This window comes from Paraburkholderia sp. FW306-2-2C-D06C (genome assembly GCF_058781505.1).
In genome coordinates, this window is the sequence record NZ_JBYSWU010000043.1 from 55,580 (window position 1) to 71,888 (window position 16,309).

The following is a 16,309-nucleotide window of genomic DNA, read 5'->3' on the forward strand; positions in this document are numbered from 1 at the left end:
GGGCCGCGTAAATGCTTGCTGTGGATGGATTGCAACATAGCAACATTGCCGCGCCGGAAGCCGGGCGTCTACCTGGCTAAACGGCCGATTGACTGAAAGACAGATGAGGGAGGCGCGTCGCGCCGTCGCCGCCGCGCGTCTGACCGGCGCACAGCCCCGGCCTGTCGCGCCGGGCGCCAGGTTAGCGCCGCCACCCCGGCCACCGGGATCCGCACAAAAAAAGTCCTCGCATTGGGCGCTACAATCGCACGATGAACCAGCCGACCGAACCCATCATCGCCATCGACGTTTACCGCCAGCGCCGCGAGCGCGTACTCGCCGCGCTGCGCGCAGCGGGCGGCGGCGTCGCCATCGTACCCACTGCGCCGGAAACGCTGCGCAACCGCGATGTCGATTATCCATACCGGCACGACAGCTACTTCTACTACCTGACCGGGTTCACCGAACCCGAGGCGCTGCTCGTGCTCGACGCAAGCGCGGCGCCCGGCGAGCCGGCCTCGATCCTGTTCTGCCGCGAGAAAAATGTCGAGCGCGAGACGTGGGAAGGCTTCCGTTTCGGCCCGCAAGGCGCGCGCGAGGCGTTTGGCTTCGCCGCCGCATTTCCGATCGGCGAAACCGATGCGCAACTGCCGCGCCTTCTGGCGGACAAGCCGGCGCTGTATTACGCGCTCGGCGCCTCCGCAAAACAGGACGAACAGGTGCGCGGCTGGCTCGACACGGTGCGCGCGCAAGGCCGCAGCGGCGTCGCCGCGCCCACTGCCGCGCGCGATCTGATACCGCTGCTCGACGACATGCGGCTCGTCAAGGACGACCACGAACTCGCGATCATGCGCCGCGCCGGCAAGATTTCCGCCCACGCGCATCGTCGCGCGATGGCCGCGTGCCGGCCTGGCGTGCGCGAGTACGAACTCGAAGCCGAGTTGCTGTACACCTTCCGCAAGTTCGGCGCGCAGGCGCCGGCTTATACGTCGATTGTCGCCGCGGGCGCGAACGCCTGCGTGCTGCACTACCCGGCCGGCAACGCCATCGCGCAGGACGGCGATCTGATCCTGATCGACGCGGCCTGCGAACTCGACGGCTACGCCTCGGACATCACCCGCACGTTCCCCGCCAGCGGCCGCTTCACGCCGGCACAGCGCGAGCTGTACGACATCGTGCTGGCCGCGCAGCAGGCCGCCGTCGACGCCACCCATGCCGGCGCCACCTTCGACGATCCGCATCAGGCCGCCGTGCGTGTGCTGTCGCAGGGCTTGCTCGACACCGGCATCATCGAGCGGACGAAATTCGCGTCGGTCGACGCGGTGATCGCCGAGCGCGCCTATGCGCCGTTCTACATGCACCGCACCGGCCACTGGCTCGGCATGGACGTGCACGATTGCGGCGACTATCGCGAGCGCGGCGCGCCGCGCAACGAAGCGGGCGCGCTGCCGTGGCGCACGCTGCAGGCGTCGATGACGCTGACCATCGAGCCCGGTCTCTATATCCGGCCGGCCGAAGGCGTGCCGGAGCGCTACTGGAACATCGGCATCCGCATCGAGGACGACGCGATCGTCACCGCGACCGGCTGCGAATTGATCACGCGCGACGTGCCCGTCGATGCCGGCGAGATTGAAGCGCTGATGCAGGAAGCCCGCGCGGCCCATGAAGCAAGGAAGTAACCCGCAATGAACGACGTATCCCAGTCGGCTGTGATTCTGAAACGCGCCGCGTCCGAGGCCCCGTTCGATTTCGACGTGACCATCGTCGGCGCCGGTCCGGTCGGGCTCGCGCTGGCCGGTTGGCTCACGCGCCGCAGCGCGACGCAGGCGCTGAAAATCGCGCTGATCGACGCACGCGAGCCGGAAGACTCGATCGCCGATCCACGCGCGATCGCCGTGTCGCACGGCAGCCGGATGATTCTCGAACCGCTGCGCTGGCCTGCCGACGCCACCGCGATCCAGCGCATCCACGTCTCCCAGCGCGGCCACTTTGGCCGCACGCTGATCGATCACAGCGAACACGGCTTGCCGGCGCTCGGCTACGTGCTGCGCTACGGCTCGATCGTGCACGGGCTCGCCGAAGCGGTCCACGCAAGCCCAGTGCACTGGTTCCGCTCGACGTCCGCGTCGGCGCCGGTTCAGGAGCATGACGGCGTCACGCTGCCGATCGAAAACGCGCATGTCGCGCGCAAACTGCGCACGCGCATCCTGGTAAACGCCGAAGGCGGTCTGTTCGGCGACCAGAAGACCGGCAAAGGCGCCGGCGCCGGCGGTACGCGCGATTACGGACAAACCGCGCTGGTCGGCACGGTCAGCGTGTCGGCGCCGCAACCGCACGTTGCGTGGGAGCGCTTCACGTCGCAAGGGCCGATCGCGCTCCTGCCGATGGGCGGCGTGCGCGGCGCGGACTACGCGCTGGTCTGGTGCTGCGCGCCCGGCGAAGCGGCGCGCCGCACGCAACTCTCCGACGCGGAATTCCTGCGCGAACTCGGCGCCGCCTTCGGCGACCGCATGGGCCGCTTTCTGCAGATCAAAGGACGCGCTTCGTTTCCTTTGGGGTTGAACGCGGTCGATACGCTCGTGAAGGGACGCGTGGTCGCGATCGGCAACGCGGCGCAAACGCTGCATCCGGTGGCGGGCCAGGGTCTGAACCTTGGACTGCGTGACGCGCACGCGCTCGCCGACGCGTTCTCGGCTGAGGGCGCGACGCCGCTCGCGCTGGCCGCGTTCGCCCAGCGCCGCGCGCTGGACCGGCGCCTGACGATCGGCGCCACCGACACGCTCGCGCGCCTTTTCACCGTCGACTTCCCGCCGCTGGCCATCGTGCGCGGCCTTGCCCTGACCGCGCTCGAATTCGTCCCGCCGGTGAAAACCGCCCTGGCACGGCAAATGATGTTCGGCCAGCGCCGCTGAGCGCGCCGCCGGCTCGCGCCGCACCGGCGTTCAACGGAGGCGCGCGAGCGGCGCCGGTTCTATGAGCCAGCGCACTTTCATAGAAGATTTAATGGGTTACGGCAGCCTCAAGTCCGGTGCCGCTTATCCGTTAACGCTAAAATAGCGGTTTTCCCTCGCATTTCGCGAACGCTCCGATTGACAGAATCTGAAACGGATCTGAAACGGATCGGCGGCGCGCGCGCGTCCACGTCATGCCAACTCTCGGCTCCCACAATCTGCGTAACAACCTGTTCGTCGCCCCGATGGCGGGCGTGACCGACCGGCCGTTCCGGCAGCTTTGCAAGCGGCTGGGCGCGGGCTATGCAGTGTCGGAAATGGTGGCGTCGAACGCGCAGTTGTGGAAAAGCGAGAAGACCATGCGCCGCGCCAACCACGCGGGCGAGGTCGAGCCGATCGCCGTGCAGATCGCCGGCGCCGATCCGGCCATGATGGCCGAAGCGGCCCGCTACAACGTCGCGAACGGCGCGCAGATCATCGACATCAACATGGGCTGCCCGGCCAAGAAGGTGTGCAACGTCGCGGCCGGCTCGGCGCTGTTGCAGAACGAACCGCTGGTGCAGCGCATCGTCGAGGCGGTGGTGGGCGCAGTGGGTACGGGGCCCGATGCGGTGCCCGTCACGCTGAAGATCCGCACCGGCTGGGATCGCGACAACAAGAACGCGCTCAGCGTCGCGCGCCTCGCCGAAGCCGCCGGCATTTCGATGCTGACCGTGCACGGCCGCACGCGCGCCGACCTGTATCACGGCGACGCCGAATACGAGACCATCGCCGCGGTGAAAGCGGCGGTGCGCATTCCGGTGGTCGCCAACGGCGACATTACGTCGCCGCAAAAAGCCCGCGAGGTGCTCGCCGCCACCGGCGCCGACGCCATCATGATCGGCCGCGCGGCGCAGGGGCGCCCGTGGCTGTTCCGCGAGATCGGGCATTTCCTGCAAACGGGCGAATTGCTGCCGCCGCCGCGCATCGACGAAATCCAGCAGGTGATGAACGAACATCTCGAAGATCACTACGCGTTCTACGGCGAATTTACGGGTGTCCGCACTGCGCGCAAGCACATCGGCTGGTACACTCGCGGCCTTTCTGGCGCCAACGTGTTCCGGCATCGCATGAATACGCTGGACACCACGCGCGAACAACTCCTCGCCGTCAACGAGTTCTTCGACGCACAAAAGGCGATCTCCGACCGCCTCGTCTACGTCGACGAATCGCTCAACAAGAACGGCGAGCCGGACCCTACCGACCGACTAGCAGCATGAGCAAGAACAATATCGAACAATCTGTCCGCGACAGCCTGGGCATGTATTTCCAGGATCTCGACGGCTCCAACCCGCACGACGTTTATGACATGGTCATTTCGTGCGTAGAAAAACCGTTGCTCGAGGTGGTGCTCGAGCAGGCCGGCGGCAATCAGTCGCTGGCCGCCGAGTATCTCGGCATCAACCGCAATACGCTGCGCAAGAAGCTGCAACAGCACGGTTTGTTGTAGTTTCCCGGCGCCCCGCCACGTTCTTCTTCGGCTTTTCGTCTTCATCATGATCAAGCAAGCGCTCATCTCCGTTTCCGACAAGTCCGGCATCGTCGACTTCGCCAAATCGCTGTCGGACCTCGGCGTCAAGATCCTGTCGACCGGCGGCACCGCGAAACTGCTCGCGGACGCGGGCCTCTCCGTCACCGAAGTCGCCGACTACACGGGCTTCCCGGAAATGCTGGACGGCCGCGTGAAAACGCTGCATCCGAAGGTGCACGGCGGCATCCTCGCGCGCCGCGATCTGCCGGAACACATGGCGGCGCTTGAGAAGCACGGCATTCCGACGATCGACCTGCTGGTCGTGAATCTGTACCCGTTCGTGCAGACCGTGTCGAAAGAAGAGTGCTCGCTGGAAGACGCGATCGAGAACATCGACATCGGCGGCCCGACCATGCTGCGCTCGGCAGCGAAGAATCATCGCGACGTGACGGTGATGGTCGATCCCGCCGATTACGCGGTCGTGCTCGAAGAAATGCGCGCGAACAGCAATTCGGTGTCGTACAGGACGAATTTCCGTCTGGCCACCAAGGTGTTCGCGCACACCGCGCAGTACGACGGCGCGATCACGAACTACCTGACGAGCCTGACCGACGAGCTGCAACACGCGTCGCGCAACACGTACCCGGCTACCTTCAACCTGGCTTTCAACAAGGTGCAGGACCTGCGCTACGGCGAAAACCCGCACCAGAGCGCCGCGTTCTATCGCGACCTTTCGGTGCCGGCCGGCGCACTGGCGAACTACAACCAGTTGCAAGGCAAGGAACTGTCGTACAACAACATCGCCGATTCGGACGCCGCGTGGGAATGCGTGAAGACGTTCGACGCGCCGGCCTGCGTGATCGTCAAGCACGCGAATCCGTGCGGCGTGGCAGTGGGCGCGGACGCGAACGAAGCGTATGCGAAGGCGTTCCAGACCGACCCGACCTCGGCGTTCGGCGGCATCATCGCGTTCAACCGCGAAGTCGACGAAACAGCGGCGCAGGCGGTGGCCAAGCAGTTCGTCGAAGTGCTGATCGCGCCGTCGTTCAGCGCGGCGGCTCGCCAGGTGTTCGCGGCCAAGCAGAACGTGCGTCTGCTCGAAATCGCGCTGGGCGAAGGCCATAACGCGTTCGACCTGAAGCGCGTCGGCGGCGGTCTGCTGGTGCAATCGCTCGATTCGAAGAACGTGCAGCCGCGCGAGTTGCGCGTCGTCACGAAGCGTCACCCGACGCCGAGGGAAATGGACGACCTGCTGTTCGCATGGCGTGTCGCGAAGTACGTGAAGTCGAACGCGATCGTGTTCTGCGGCAACGGCATGACGCTCGGCGTCGGCGCGGGCCAGATGAGCCGCGTGGATTCGGCGCGCATCGCCAGCATCAAGGCGCAGAACGCCGGTTTGACGCTAACCGGTTCGGCGGTGGCGTCGGATGCGTTCTTCCCGTTCCGCGACGGCCTCGACGTGGTCGTGGCAGCGGGCGCGACCTGCGTGATTCAACCAGGCGGCTCGATGCGCGACGACGAAGTGGTCGGCGCGGCAGACGAGCACAACATCGCGATGGTATTGACCGGCGTGCGTCACTTCCGGCATTGATTCGCGCTTCGCGCGCCATGCCGGCTTCCTTGTCATGCGGCGGTTGCGCGATTAGCTCGAGCGAAACGGCCCGGCAGATTTTCTGCCGGGCCGTTTTGTTTGGGCCGACCTTCTCAGCCAACTTCTCAGCCAACTTCTCAGCCAACTTCTCAGCTAACTTCTCAGCTAACTTCTCAGCTAACTTCTCAGCTAACTTCTCAGCTAACTTCTCAGCTAACTTCTCAGCGATCTTCTCAGCCGTTCTCCGCGCTGTATTCTTTGGCCGTTGCTCAGTGCGCGGTGCCACCGGTCAGTCGTCCGGGTCCTTTCTCGCGTAACCTTCCCTCACGTCGGCGTGCTGGCTGATGTACGTGCTGAGCCCCTGCCCTCGCCGCGCGAGACGCTTGAGCGCAGCGACGTGTTGCGGCCCGACGCTTGCCTCCGTGTACCAATAGACGACGCCCGATCCGAAGCGGACCGCGACAAAATCGTCGCCGATTTCGTATGCATCGACACCCGAATCACCGCTGAAATTCCGGTAGCGCTCCATGTGCGATTCCCCCGTCAGCGTACGCAGCAGCAGTTTTTATTCCGCAGGCAAAGCAGCACACCAACCGCCACGCGGTGCGTTCGTTGTAGTATCGCAAGCAATTTGTCTTTACCGCATGTGCGGCACCTCATGAGAATTCTCGGCATCGACCCCGGCTTGCGCGTGACCGGCTTCGGCGTGATCGACCAAAGCGGGCACACGCTCAGCTACGTCGCGAGCGGCGTCATCAAGACAGCCGACGCCGATTTGCCGTCGCGCCTCGGCACCATTTTCGAAGGCATTTCGACGCTGATCCGTCAGCATTCGCCCGATCAGTCGGCGATCGAAAAAGTGTTCGTCAACGTCAATCCGCAATCCACCTTGCTGCTCGGCCAGGCGCGTGGCGCCGCCATCTGCGGACTGGTGGCGGGCGGCGTGCCGGTCGCCGAATACACCGCCCTGCAATTGAAGCAGGCGGTAGTCGGCTACGGCCGCGCCACCAAGGAGCAGATGCAACAGATGGTGGTACGGCTGCTGAACCTCTCCGGCGTGCCCAGCACCGACGCTGCCGACGCCCTCGGCATGGCGATCTGCCATGCGCACGGCGGCACCACGCTCAGTACGCTGGGCGGCATCGCGCCTTCGCTGGCGAAGAAGGGTCTGCGGGTGCGGCGCGGGCGTTTGGTAGGGTAGTCGTCAAGGGGCCGCCTCTGCCAGAACTCTCTGCCAGAACTTTTCCCGCTCAGTTCCGGCTCGCCAGCGCCAGCCGGCAAGCTAACCCGGCAAACACCGTTCCCAACAGATACTGCGGCACCCGCGACGGCCGCCGCCCCGCCGTCAGCTTGCGGCTCAATTTGCTCGCCATCAGGATCACCGCACCGTTCACGCAGAAGCCAATCAGATTCAGCACGGTTGCCAGAACCATGATCTGCATCGCGACCGAGCCAGCCTCGGGCCGCACGAATTGCGGAAACAGCGCGAGCACGAACAGCGCGACTTTCGGATTCAGCAGATTGGTGAAGAGGCCTTGCCGGAAAATGCGGCCGACCGGATAACGGCTCATCGACACATTCGGCGACAGCACGGTGCCTTGCGTGCGGAACGTTTTCCACGCGAGATACAGCAGGTACGCGGCGCCGGCGAAGCGCACGACGTTATAAGCCATCGGCACCGCCAGAAACAGCTGCGACAGACCGAACGCGGCGGCCAGCGCGTGACAGTAGGTGCCGACCAGAATGCCCGCCAGCGAGGCAAAACCCGCTGAGCGTCCCTGGCTCACGCTGCGAGACGCGATCAGCAACATGTCGGGGCCGGGCGTGGCGGTCAATGCAAGACACGCGCCGGCAAACAGCGCGAGGGTGGTGAGGCTCAGCATGAAAGCTCCTTTTGGTTTGTTGGGGTGAGAACCCGCCAAAAGGGATCTCAGTCTAGGGGGCCGCCTCGAGCCGGTCAACCGCGATCCGGCATAACCTCTGCGCGCGTCTGCTTCGCTACCTAGGCGCAGATGCGCGGCTACCCGCTGCTCCGGCTCGCCCTCATTATTCCTCAGCCCGTTTTTGCGTTACGCTGCCGCGCACTCGCTGCGCTACACTCGCCCTTTCTTTCACCCTTCTCTCTCGATTGAATCCGCCATGATCGGTCGCATTGCCGGCGTTCTGCTGGAAAAAAACCCGCCGCATCTTCTCGTCGACTGCAACGGCGTCGGTTATGAAGTCGATGTGCCGATGAGCACGTTCTACAACCTGCCCTCCACCAGCGAACGCGTCGTGCTGCTCACACAAATGATCGTGCGCGAGGACGCCCATCTGCTGTACGGCTTCGGCACCGCCGAGGAACGCGCCACCTTCCGCGAACTGCTGAAGATCAGCGGCATCGGCGCGCGCATGGCGCTCGCAGTGCTGTCGGGCATGAGCGTGCACGAACTGGCGCAGACCGTCACGATGCAGGACGCAGCGCGTCTGACGCGCGTGCCGGGCATCGGCAAGAAGACGGCCGAGCGGCTGCTCCTCGAACTGAAGGGCAAGATCGGCGCCGATCTCGGCGCAATGGCGGGCGCGGCCTCGGCATCCGGCCACGCCTCCGATATCCTGAACGCACTGCTCGCATTGGGTTACTCCGAAAAAGAAGCGTTGGCGGCCATCAAGAACGTGCCGGCCGGCACCGGCGTTTCCGAGGGCATCAAGCTCGCGTTGAAGGCGCTATCGAAGGGCTGAACAAAGGCTGACCTCAGGCCTCGGCGGTTAGCGCCGCGTGCGTCAGGTAAAGCTTCGCACACGCCTGCACGCCGCGCACCCTGGCCATCCGGCCGAGTTCTGCAACGGGCGGTCCCCCAAGGGGGCTTCCTTCGGGGTGCGCGCGGTACAATGGCCGCATGATCGAAACCGACAAACTCGCCGCCGAGCGCATCATCGCGGCCACACCCGTCTCGCCGAACGAAGAAGCGTTCGAGCGCGCGTTGCGCCCGCGCCAGCTCGAGGAATATGTCGGGCAGGAAAAGGTGCGCGGCCAGCTGGAAATTTTCATCGAGGCTGCCAAACGCCGTTCCGAATCGCTCGACCACGTCTTGCTGTTCGGGCCGCCGGGCCTCGGCAAGACCACGCTCGCGCACATCATCGCGCGGGAAATGGGCGTCAATCTGCGGCAAACGTCCGGCCCGGTGCTCGAACGCGCGGGCGACCTCGCCGCGCTGCTCACCAATCTCGAAGCCAACGACGTTCTATTCATCGACGAAATTCACCGGCTTTCGCCGGTCGTCGAGGAAATTCTGTACCCAGCGTTAGAGGATTATCAGATCGACATCATGATCGGCGAGGGGCCGGCCGCGCGCAGCGTGAAGCTGGACCTGCAGCCGTTCACGCTGGTCGGCGCGACCACGCGCGCGGGCATGCTGACCAATCCGTTGCGCGACCGCTTCGGCATCGTCGCGCGGCTCGAGTTCTATAACGCCGAGGAACTGGCGCGTATCGTCACGCGTTCGGCGTCGCTGCTGAAGGCGCAGATCCATCCAGACGGCGCGTTCGAAATCGCCAGGCGCGCACGCGGCACGCCACGGATCGCGAACCGGCTGCTGCGCCGCGTGCGCGATTACGCCGAAGTCAAAGCCGACGGCAACATCACCGCGCAGGTGGCGGACGCCGCGCTCAGAATGCTCGACGTGGACGCGGTCGGCTTCGACCTGATGGACCGCAAGCTGCTCGAAGCGATCCTGCACAAGTTCGACGGCGGTCCGGTCGGTGTCGACAACCTGGCGGCGGCGATCGGCGAAGAGCGCGACACGATTGAAGACGTGCTCGAACCGTATCTGATCCAGCAAGGCTTCCTGCAACGCACGCCACGCGGCCGGGTTGCCACGCTGCTGACGTATCGGCACTTCGGCCTCGCCGCGCCGGACACATCGAGCGCGCTGCCCGGCCTGTGGGATTCGGCCGCGACCTGAGCGGGTTGATGCGTCGCGTGAGGCCGATCTAACGATATTCGATCAAGCGAGGCAACCCACCTCACGTTGCGTTAGCGCTGATCGAACGGGTCGAACGGATTCACCTTGGCGTGACCGGCATTGCACCCGGCGACCGTCCGTATCGCGCGAGCGGTCCTGCGCTGCTGACATGGGTTCATGTAGCGGAAGTATCGAGCTGCATGACCGCGCACTTGCGGTATGTGAACCCTCGCTGCCGGTTAGCGCCCCGGCTCCGGCACCTTTCTGAAGCTGTCGTCTTCGCCCGGCGCGTCGAGATGCGCCACGTCCGCCCACGACACGACCGTTGCCTTGCCGCTGTCGAAGTCCACCACGTTCACGCTCGTGTTCAGCAACGCGTAATTGCGCGGCGCGTCAAGTGGCAAACCGCTGGCAAACCGGCGCACACAATCGAGCACGCCGCCGTGCGCGACGCACGCAATCCGCCCGCCCGGATGCGCGCCTGCGATCGGCTCGATCGCGTGCAGCACGCGGTGATAGAACGTGCGTTGCGATTCGCCGTCCGGTGGTGCGAAACCCGGATCACGGGTTTGCCAGTGCGCATATTCGTCGGGAAAACGGACGGCGATCTCGTCGCTGTCATGCCCCTGGAACGCACCGTATGAACGCTCGCGCAGACCTTCGCGCAGTTGCAGCGGCAAGCCGAGGGTATCCGCGATCGGTTGCGCCGTTTGCTGCGCGCGTTGCAGATCGCTCGAATAGATTGCGTCGAGCCGCACGCCCTGCTTCACTTCATCGGCAATGCGGTGCGCGAGGCGTTGCGCTTGCGCCAGACCCGTTGTCGCGAGTGGAATGTCGATGTGCCCCTGGATGCGCTTGATGCGATTCCAGTCGGTCTCGCCGTGCCGGATAAACAGGATCTGCGTGGTCATGGAATGAAGGTGGGTGCCAGTGGCCGGTTATGCCGAGCCGCTATTGTCGCAAAAGCAGTGGGGGGTTGATGCGCACCTCGGCGCGCGCATCGTGAGACGTTCAGGCGCGCGTCTGCAACCAGAACGTGACCGGCCCGTCATTGACGAGCGACACCTGCATGTCGGCACCGAATTCGCCGGTCTCGACGATCGGATGCTTCGCGCGTGCCGACGCGACGAAGTAATCGAACAGACGCTTGCCTTCGTCAGGCGACGCCGCCGGCGTGAAGCTCGGGCGCAGGCCGCTGTTCGTATCCGCGGCCAGCGTGAACTGCGAAACGAGCAGCAGACCGCCCGCGCGCCCGGCACCGTCGAGATTCTGTACGGACAGATTCATCTTGCCGGCTGCGTCGCTGAACACGCGGTAGCCGAGCACTTTCGCCAGCAGTCGGTCGGCCACCGCGTCGGTGTCGCCGCGTTCGGCGCATACGAGCGCGAGCAGCCCAGCGTCGATCGCGCCGGTCACACGGTCGCCGACGCGCACTTCCGCGCGCCGCACGCGTTGGATCAGCGCAATCAACGGCGCAACTCCGGACGACGCAACGCGTGAATCATCATCAGACCATCAAGCCGTCAGCGTGACGCGCGCAAAGCGGCGCTTGCCGACCTGCACGACGAACTCGCCGGCTTCGATCTTCAGGCCCTTGTCGGACACGGTCGCGCCGTCGATCTTCACGCCGCCCTGCTCGATGTTGCGCAGCGCTTCGCTGGTCGACGGCACGAGGTTGGCCTGCTTGAGCAACTGGCCGATCGCAAGCGGTGCGCCCGCGAGCGTCACCGCCGGGATGTCGTCCGGCACGCCGCCCTTCGCGCGATGGTTGAAGTCCTCGAGCGCGCGCTCGGCGTCGGCCTGCGAGTGGAAGCGCGCGACGATTTCCTGGCCGAGCATCACCTTGAAATCACGCGGATTGCGGCCCGCCTCGATTTCGCGCCTGAAGCCGGCGATCTCTTCCATCGGCCGGAACGACAGCAGCTCGAAGTAACGCCACATCAACGTATCGGAGATGCTCATCAGCTTGCCGAACATGTCCGTCGGCTTTTCGCTGATGCCGATATAGTTGTTCTTCGACTTCGACATCTTTTCGACGCCGTCGAGCCCTTCGAGCAGCGGCATCGTCAAGATGCACTGCTGTTCCTGGCCGTATTGCTTCTGCAGTTCACGGCCCACCAGCAGGTTGAATTTCTGATCCGTGCCGCCGAGTTCGAGGTCGGCATTCAGCGCGACCGAGTCGTAGCCTTGCATCAACGGGTACAGGAACTCGTGAATCGAGATCGGCAGGCCGCTCTGATAGCGCTTGGTGAAATCTTCGCGCTCGAGAATGCGCGCCACCGTGTAGCGCGACGCGAGCTTGATCATGCCGTCGGCGCCAAGCGGCATCGACCATTCGCTGTTGTAGCGGATTTCCGTCTTTTCGCGATCGAGCACCAGGGCGGCCTGCTCGAAATAGGTCTTGGCGTTCGATTCGATCTGCTCGCGCGTGAGCGGCGGGCGCGTGGCGTTACGGCCCGACGGATCGCCGATCAGCGACGTGAAATCGCCAATCAGGAAGATCACCGTGTGACCGAGATCCTGCAGCTGACGCATCTTGTTCAGCACGACCGTGTGGCCGATGTGGATATCAGGGGCGGTCGGATCGAGCCCGAGCTTGATGCGCAGCGGTGTGCCGGTCGCCTGGCTCTTCGCGAGCTTTTGCGCGAATTCGTCTTCGATCAGCAGTTCGTCGACGCCGCGCCTGGTGACGGCGAGCGCGTGACGGACTTCGTCGGTGATCGGGAAGGCGGGGCTGGGCTTGGTGGACTCGGTGCTCATGCTGGAAACGTGAAGTCGCGAAAAAAGGAGATTGTCCCATAGATGCGCGCCGCCGCGCCCACTGACTCCGCCACAAGGCGCGCTTCGCCGGTCGATTTGCCGATTCGAGCGCAAGTCAAGCGCAAATCAAGCGCAGTTCGAGCGCGGTTCAAGCGCGGTTCGAGCGCGGTTCGAGCGCAAGACAGGCACGAGGCCGTCACGAAGCCGGCGTCACAAAGCTTTATGTTCCGCCTCGCTTGCGTTAATAATCTGCTAAACCGGATCGCAACGAACCATCGAGAGGAGCAGCAACGTGGCGCAAGACCCCGCAGACGGTGTCTACTTTGGACTAATGTCCGGCACGAGCATGGACGGCGTGGACGGCGTGGCCGTCGAATTTGCCAAAGGGAAACCGCCGGTTGTACGGGCCGAGGCGTTCGTCGGCTTCGCGGCAGGCATGCGCGAGGCGCTGTTCGCGCTCCAACAACCGGGCGACAACGAGATCGAACGCGAGGCGCTGGCGGCCAATGCGCTCGCCACCCGCTACACGGTGTGCTGCCACGAACTAATGCGCTGCGCCGGATTGTCCGCCGACGACGTCCGTGCGATCGGCGTGCATGGCCAGACGGTGCGGCATCGGCCGGAGAAAGGCTATACGCGGCAAATCAACAACCCGGCACTGCTCGCGGAAATGACGCACATCGACGTGATCGCCGACTTCCGCAGCCGCGACGTCGCGGCCGGCGGCCAGGGCGCGCCGCTGGTGCCGGCGTTTCACGCTACGGTATTCGGCGCGAAGAACGAAACCCGGGTGGTCTGCAATCTTGGCGGCATCAGCAACATCACGATTCTGAACGCGGCGGGCAGCGTACGCGGCTTCGACTGCGGTCCGGCCAACGCGCTGCTCGACGAGTGGGCGCAGCGCCATCTCGGCAAACCTTTCGACGAAAACGGCCATTTCGCGGCGGACGGCCAGGTCGACCGCACGCTACTCAACGCCTTGCTCGACGAGCCCTTTTTCGCGCAACAGCCGCCCAAAAGTACCGGCCGCGACCTGTTCAATGCCGAATGGCTCGACGCGAAGCTCCAACCGTTCGCCGCGCTCGCCCCCGCTGACGTGCAAGCGACGCTGGCCGCGCTGACCGCGGTGACGGTCGCGCGCGAAATCGAGCGGCATGCGTCGGATGCCAGGGCTGTCTATGTGTGTGGAGGCGGTGCGCGCAATCCGGAGCTGCTGAAGGCGCTGCAGGCGGCGCTGGAGGAAAGCGGTGTGAGCGGCGTGCCGGTGCTGACCACCGACGCGCTAGGCGTGCCGCCAAGTCAGGTCGAGCCGCTGGCGTTCGCGTGGCTGGCCATGCGCTGCATGGCGCGCCTGCCGGGCAATTTGCCGGCGGTAACCGGCGCCGCAGGCGAGCGCGTACTGGGTGCCATCTATCCGCGCTGACCGCGCGTTTCCCGTTCGCTTCCCGTTCGCTTCCCGTTCACTTTACGCTCACGGAATAAAAAAACGGGGCCAAAGCCCCGTTCTTACAACCTGTCGCTTAACTTGCCATCAAACCGAGAACGACGAGCCGCAACCGCAGGTGGTCGTGGCATTCGGGTTCTTGATGACGAACTGCGCGCCGTTGATGTCGTCCTTGTAGTCGATCTCAGCGCCGACCAGATATTGGTAGCTCATCGAATCGATCAGCAGCTGGACGCCGCTCTTGTTCATCACGGTGTCGTCTTCGTTGACGGCTTCGTCGAACGTAAAACCGTACTGAAAGCCCGAGCAGCCGCCGCCCTGCACGAATACGCGCAGTTTCAGGTCCGCGTTGCCTTCTTCTTCGATCAGTTGCTTGACCTTGTCAGCCGCTGCGTCGGTAAAGACGAAGGGGGCGGGCATTTCGGTCACGGGTGTTTCGGTGACTGCGTTCATTCGAACTCTCCAAAAAACTTCTACCCGCTATTGTAGGGCTGATCTCGATATCGTGCTGAAGCCCACAAAATCAATGGGTTCTTCCCGCGAGTCTCGTCCGGCGGCGCGGGCGCGGCTATCAGACTGGCTGAGCGCGTCGAGGAACCGTCCTGACAGCGAAACCGTTATCGCCCGGTCCGGGCGAAAAACCATGAAAAAGCCCGCCATGAAAACACCCACTACGAAAACGCCCGCCATGAAAACGCGGCCAATAAAAAAGCCGCCTTCGCGAAAGCGTAGGCGGCTTTTGCTGCGCTCCGGCCCGAGAGCCGGATCGCACCCGAAACGATTAACGCTTCGAGAATTGCTTCCTGCGGCGTGCCTTGTGGAAGCCGACCTTCTTACGTTCGACTTCACGAGCATCACGCGTAACGAAGCCAGCCTTCGACAGTTCCGGCTTCAGCGTTGCGTCGTAGTCCATCAGTGCGCGGGTGATGCCGTGGCGAACCGCACCGGCTTGACCCGTTTCACCGCCACCCGTCACGTTGACCTTGATGTCGAACGTAGCAGCGTGGTTCGTGAGTTCCAGCGGCTGACGCACGATCATCAGCGACGTTTCGCGCGAGAAGTAATCGGCGATAGGCTTGCCGTTCACAACGATATCGCCCTTGCCTGCCTTGATGAAGACGCGTGCGACGGCGCTCTTGCGGCGGCCCGTGCCGTAATTCCAGTTACCGATCATGTGGGCTCCCCTTAGATCTCGAGCGCTTTCGGCTGTTGTGCCGAATGCGGATGCGTTGCGTCAGCGTAGACCTTCAGCTTCTTGATCATCGCGTAGCCGAGCGGGCCCTTCGGCAGCATGCCCTTGACCGCTTTCTCAAGCGCGCGGCCCGGGAAGCGTTCTTGCATCTTGCCGAACGTCGTTTCATAGATACCGCCCGGGTAACCCGAGTGACGGTAGTACTTCTTGTCAGTTACCTTGTTGCCCGTGACTTTCAGCTTGCCGGCGTTGATAACGATGATGAAATCACCGGTGTCGACGTGGGGAGTGAATTCAGGCTTGTGCTTGCCGCGAAGACGGTGTGCCACTTCGCTGGCGACACGCCCGAGAACCTTATCCGTCGCGTCAATCACGTACCATTCGCGCGCCACCTCATGGGCTTTTGCGGAAAACGTCTTCATGATCGATCCAAAAAAATTGCTGCGCCCTATGTTTTTCCTGCTTGTAGTGTGCGCATCGAGGCGCGTGCAGGCTCTCCCTGTTCTTCCTCCGCGGGCGCGAATGCGGAAAAGCCTTGAATTATAGAGGAAAATTGCGAGGCAAGTCAAAAGCAGCCGGAGCACGTCGAAACCGGCCCGGTCAACCCGCCTCTAAACGCTCCTTGCACGACGGCGCAGCATGTGCCGCCGCACCGGGCCGAACCCCCACGCGCCCAGGACAGCCGGCCTGCAACCTTCCCCGGCCGAGCCGCTCAACCATCTCGAATATGGCGGAAACGAGTTGCACAGTGCTCAAGCCGATCTCAACTCCCTGACCGGCTGAACAACTCGGCACTGACAAACCGAACATCGGATTGATCCCTCAGCCACTATGGTGTCGTCGGCAAGCCGGCAAAACGCAGGATCGGGATAGGGGCAGGCCTCGCGACCCGACCCCTCCCACACCACCGTGCGTACGGGTCCGTACACGGCGGTTCG

General features: G+C 64.2%; 16 protein-coding genes and 2 pseudogenes. 10 read left to right on the forward strand and 8 right to left on the reverse strand.

The window, feature by feature from the left end; all coding sequences use genetic code 11:
• The first annotated feature begins 251 nt into the window (after positions 1 to 251).
• The 5 genes from AC3WLT_RS26910 to purH all read left to right on the forward strand — a co-directional run bounded on the left by AC3WLT_RS26910 (position 252) and on the right by purH (position 6,031).
• Positions 252 to 1,658 carry an aminopeptidase P N-terminal domain-containing protein gene (locus tag AC3WLT_RS26910; protein WP_492594716.1) on the forward strand — a complete coding sequence of 469 codons (1,407 nt, stop codon included), beginning with the start codon at positions 252 to 254 and terminating at the stop codon, positions 1,656 to 1,658.
• 6 nt (positions 1,659 to 1,664) lie between these two features.
• A complete protein-coding gene (locus AC3WLT_RS26915; RefSeq protein WP_492594717.1) occupies positions 1,665 to 2,891 on the forward strand; it encodes a UbiH/UbiF/VisC/COQ6 family ubiquinone biosynthesis hydroxylase in 1,227 nt (408 codons plus the stop codon).
• 233 nt (positions 2,892 to 3,124) lie between these two features.
• A complete protein-coding gene (dusB, locus tag AC3WLT_RS26920) occupies positions 3,125 to 4,189 on the forward strand; it encodes a tRNA dihydrouridine synthase DusB (RefSeq protein ID WP_492594718.1) in 1,065 nt (354 codons plus the stop codon).
• Positions 4,186 to 4,419, forward strand: coding sequence for a Fis family transcriptional regulator (locus tag AC3WLT_RS26925; RefSeq protein ID WP_007180440.1), 234 nt, complete (start codon positions 4,186 to 4,188; stop codon positions 4,417 to 4,419). The genes dusB and AC3WLT_RS26925 overlap by 4 nt, the downstream gene beginning before the upstream one ends.
• A gap of 46 nt (positions 4,420 to 4,465) precedes the next feature.
• Complete coding sequence (gene purH, locus AC3WLT_RS26930; RefSeq protein ID WP_492594719.1) at positions 4,466 to 6,031, forward strand: bifunctional phosphoribosylaminoimidazolecarboxamide formyltransferase/IMP cyclohydrolase; 1,566 nt, start codon at positions 4,466 to 4,468, stop codon at positions 6,029 to 6,031.
• 289 nt (positions 6,032 to 6,320) lie between these two features.
• Here purH and AC3WLT_RS26935 read toward each other — a convergent pair whose 3' ends face one another.
• A complete protein-coding gene (locus tag AC3WLT_RS26935) occupies positions 6,321 to 6,560 on the reverse strand; it encodes a hypothetical protein (RefSeq protein WP_492594720.1) in 240 nt (79 codons plus the stop codon).
• Between the two features lie 129 nt (positions 6,561 to 6,689).
• Here AC3WLT_RS26935 and ruvC point away from each other — a divergent pair, with 129 nt between their 5' ends.
• Complete coding sequence (ruvC, locus tag AC3WLT_RS26940) at positions 6,690 to 7,232, forward strand: crossover junction endodeoxyribonuclease RuvC (protein WP_132373137.1); 543 nt, start codon at positions 6,690 to 6,692, stop codon at positions 7,230 to 7,232.
• A 49-nt stretch (positions 7,233 to 7,281) separates the two neighbouring features.
• On the opposite strand, the gene AC3WLT_RS26945 is transcribed toward ruvC, so the two are convergent.
• Positions 7,282 to 7,914: a LysE family translocator gene (locus tag AC3WLT_RS26945; protein WP_492594721.1), complete on the reverse strand. Its 633-nt coding sequence runs from the start codon at positions 7,912 to 7,914 to the stop codon at positions 7,282 to 7,284.
• A gap of 256 nt (positions 7,915 to 8,170) precedes the next feature.
• On the opposite strand from AC3WLT_RS26945, the gene ruvA reads away from it, so the two are divergent.
• From ruvA to AC3WLT_RS26960, 3 genes and pseudogenes are all read left to right on the forward strand, one after another.
• A complete protein-coding gene (gene ruvA, locus AC3WLT_RS26950) occupies positions 8,171 to 8,752 on the forward strand; it encodes a Holliday junction branch migration protein RuvA (protein ID WP_492594722.1) in 582 nt (193 codons plus the stop codon).
• Between the two features lie 158 nt (positions 8,753 to 8,910).
• Positions 8,911 to 9,975 carry a Holliday junction branch migration DNA helicase RuvB gene (gene ruvB / locus AC3WLT_RS26955; RefSeq protein ID WP_492594723.1) on the forward strand — a complete coding sequence of 355 codons (1,065 nt, stop codon included), beginning with the start codon at positions 8,911 to 8,913 and terminating at the stop codon, positions 9,973 to 9,975.
• Positions 9,976 to 10,043: 68 nt separating this feature from the next.
• Positions 10,044 to 10,391: pseudogene (locus AC3WLT_RS26960) on the forward strand (oxygenase MpaB family protein); the annotation flags it as partial.
• On the opposite strand, the pseudogene AC3WLT_RS26965 reads toward AC3WLT_RS26960, so the two are convergent.
• The 3 genes and pseudogenes from AC3WLT_RS26965 to tyrS form a co-directional block, all read right to left on the reverse strand.
• Positions 10,293 to 10,886, reverse strand: a pseudogene (locus tag AC3WLT_RS26965) (histidine phosphatase family protein); the annotation flags it as partial. The pseudogenes AC3WLT_RS26960 and AC3WLT_RS26965 overlap by 99 nt on opposite strands.
• Positions 10,887 to 10,986: 100 nt before the next feature.
• Positions 10,987 to 11,445 (reverse strand): D-aminoacyl-tRNA deacylase, encoded by a 459-nt coding sequence (dtd, locus tag AC3WLT_RS26970; protein ID WP_492594724.1) that lies wholly within the window; start codon positions 11,443 to 11,445, stop codon positions 10,987 to 10,989.
• Between the two features lie 45 nt (positions 11,446 to 11,490).
• Positions 11,491 to 12,735, reverse strand: coding sequence for a tyrosine--tRNA ligase (gene tyrS / locus AC3WLT_RS26975; RefSeq protein ID WP_492594725.1), 1,245 nt, complete (start codon positions 12,733 to 12,735; stop codon positions 11,491 to 11,493).
• Positions 12,736 to 13,027: 292 nt separating this feature from the next.
• Here tyrS and AC3WLT_RS26980 point away from each other — a divergent pair, with 292 nt between their 5' ends.
• A complete protein-coding gene (locus AC3WLT_RS26980; protein ID WP_492594726.1) occupies positions 13,028 to 14,158 on the forward strand; it encodes an anhydro-N-acetylmuramic acid kinase in 1,131 nt (376 codons plus the stop codon).
• 108 nt (positions 14,159 to 14,266) lie between these two features.
• On the opposite strand, the gene erpA is transcribed toward AC3WLT_RS26980, so the two are convergent.
• From erpA to rplM, 3 genes are all read right to left on the reverse strand, one after another.
• Positions 14,267 to 14,632 carry an iron-sulfur cluster insertion protein ErpA gene (erpA, locus tag AC3WLT_RS26985; RefSeq protein WP_013340463.1) on the reverse strand — a complete coding sequence of 122 codons (366 nt, stop codon included), beginning with the start codon at positions 14,630 to 14,632 and terminating at the stop codon, positions 14,267 to 14,269.
• Positions 14,633 to 14,960: 328 nt separating this feature from the next.
• Positions 14,961 to 15,353: a 30S ribosomal protein S9 gene (gene rpsI / locus AC3WLT_RS26990; protein WP_013340464.1), complete on the reverse strand. Its 393-nt coding sequence runs from the start codon at positions 15,351 to 15,353 to the stop codon at positions 14,961 to 14,963.
• 11 nt (positions 15,354 to 15,364) lie between these two features.
• Positions 15,365 to 15,793, reverse strand: coding sequence for a 50S ribosomal protein L13 (gene rplM, locus AC3WLT_RS26995; RefSeq protein WP_008919631.1), 429 nt, complete (start codon positions 15,791 to 15,793; stop codon positions 15,365 to 15,367).
• Between the last annotated feature and the right edge of the window lie 516 nt (positions 15,794 to 16,309).

Excerpts from the sequence above, each read along its gene's own strand:
- AC3WLT_RS26910 (WP_492594716.1), top strand. The coding sequence starts at position 252 with ATGAACCAGCCGACCGAACCCATCATCGCCATCGACGTTTACCGCCAG.
- AC3WLT_RS26915 (WP_492594717.1), top strand. The coding sequence starts at position 1,665 with ATGAACGACGTATCCCAGTCGGCTGTGATTCTGAAACGCGCCGCGTCC.
- dusB (WP_492594718.1), top strand. The coding sequence starts at position 3,125 with ATGCCAACTCTCGGCTCCCACAATCTGCGTAACAACCTGTTCGTCGCC.
- AC3WLT_RS26925 (WP_007180440.1), top strand. The coding sequence starts at position 4,186 with ATGAGCAAGAACAATATCGAACAATCTGTCCGCGACAGCCTGGGCATG.
- purH (WP_492594719.1), top strand. The coding sequence starts at position 4,466 with ATGATCAAGCAAGCGCTCATCTCCGTTTCCGACAAGTCCGGCATCGTC.
- AC3WLT_RS26935 (WP_492594720.1), bottom strand. The coding sequence starts at position 6,560 with ATGGAGCGCTACCGGAATTTCAGCGGTGATTCGGGTGTCGATGCATAC.
- ruvC (WP_132373137.1), top strand. The coding sequence starts at position 6,690 with ATGAGAATTCTCGGCATCGACCCCGGCTTGCGCGTGACCGGCTTCGGC.
- AC3WLT_RS26945 (WP_492594721.1), bottom strand. The coding sequence starts at position 7,914 with ATGCTGAGCCTCACCACCCTCGCGCTGTTTGCCGGCGCGTGTCTTGCA.
- ruvA (WP_492594722.1), top strand. The coding sequence starts at position 8,171 with ATGATCGGTCGCATTGCCGGCGTTCTGCTGGAAAAAAACCCGCCGCAT.
- ruvB (WP_492594723.1), top strand. The coding sequence starts at position 8,911 with ATGATCGAAACCGACAAACTCGCCGCCGAGCGCATCATCGCGGCCACA.
- tyrS (WP_492594725.1), bottom strand. The coding sequence starts at position 12,735 with ATGAGCACCGAGTCCACCAAGCCCAGCCCCGCCTTCCCGATCACCGAC.
- erpA (WP_013340463.1), bottom strand. The coding sequence starts at position 14,632 with ATGAACGCAGTCACCGAAACACCCGTGACCGAAATGCCCGCCCCCTTC.
- rpsI (WP_013340464.1), bottom strand. The coding sequence starts at position 15,353 with ATGATCGGTAACTGGAATTACGGCACGGGCCGCCGCAAGAGCGCCGTC.
- rplM (WP_008919631.1), bottom strand. The coding sequence starts at position 15,793 with ATGAAGACGTTTTCCGCAAAAGCCCATGAGGTGGCGCGCGAATGGTAC.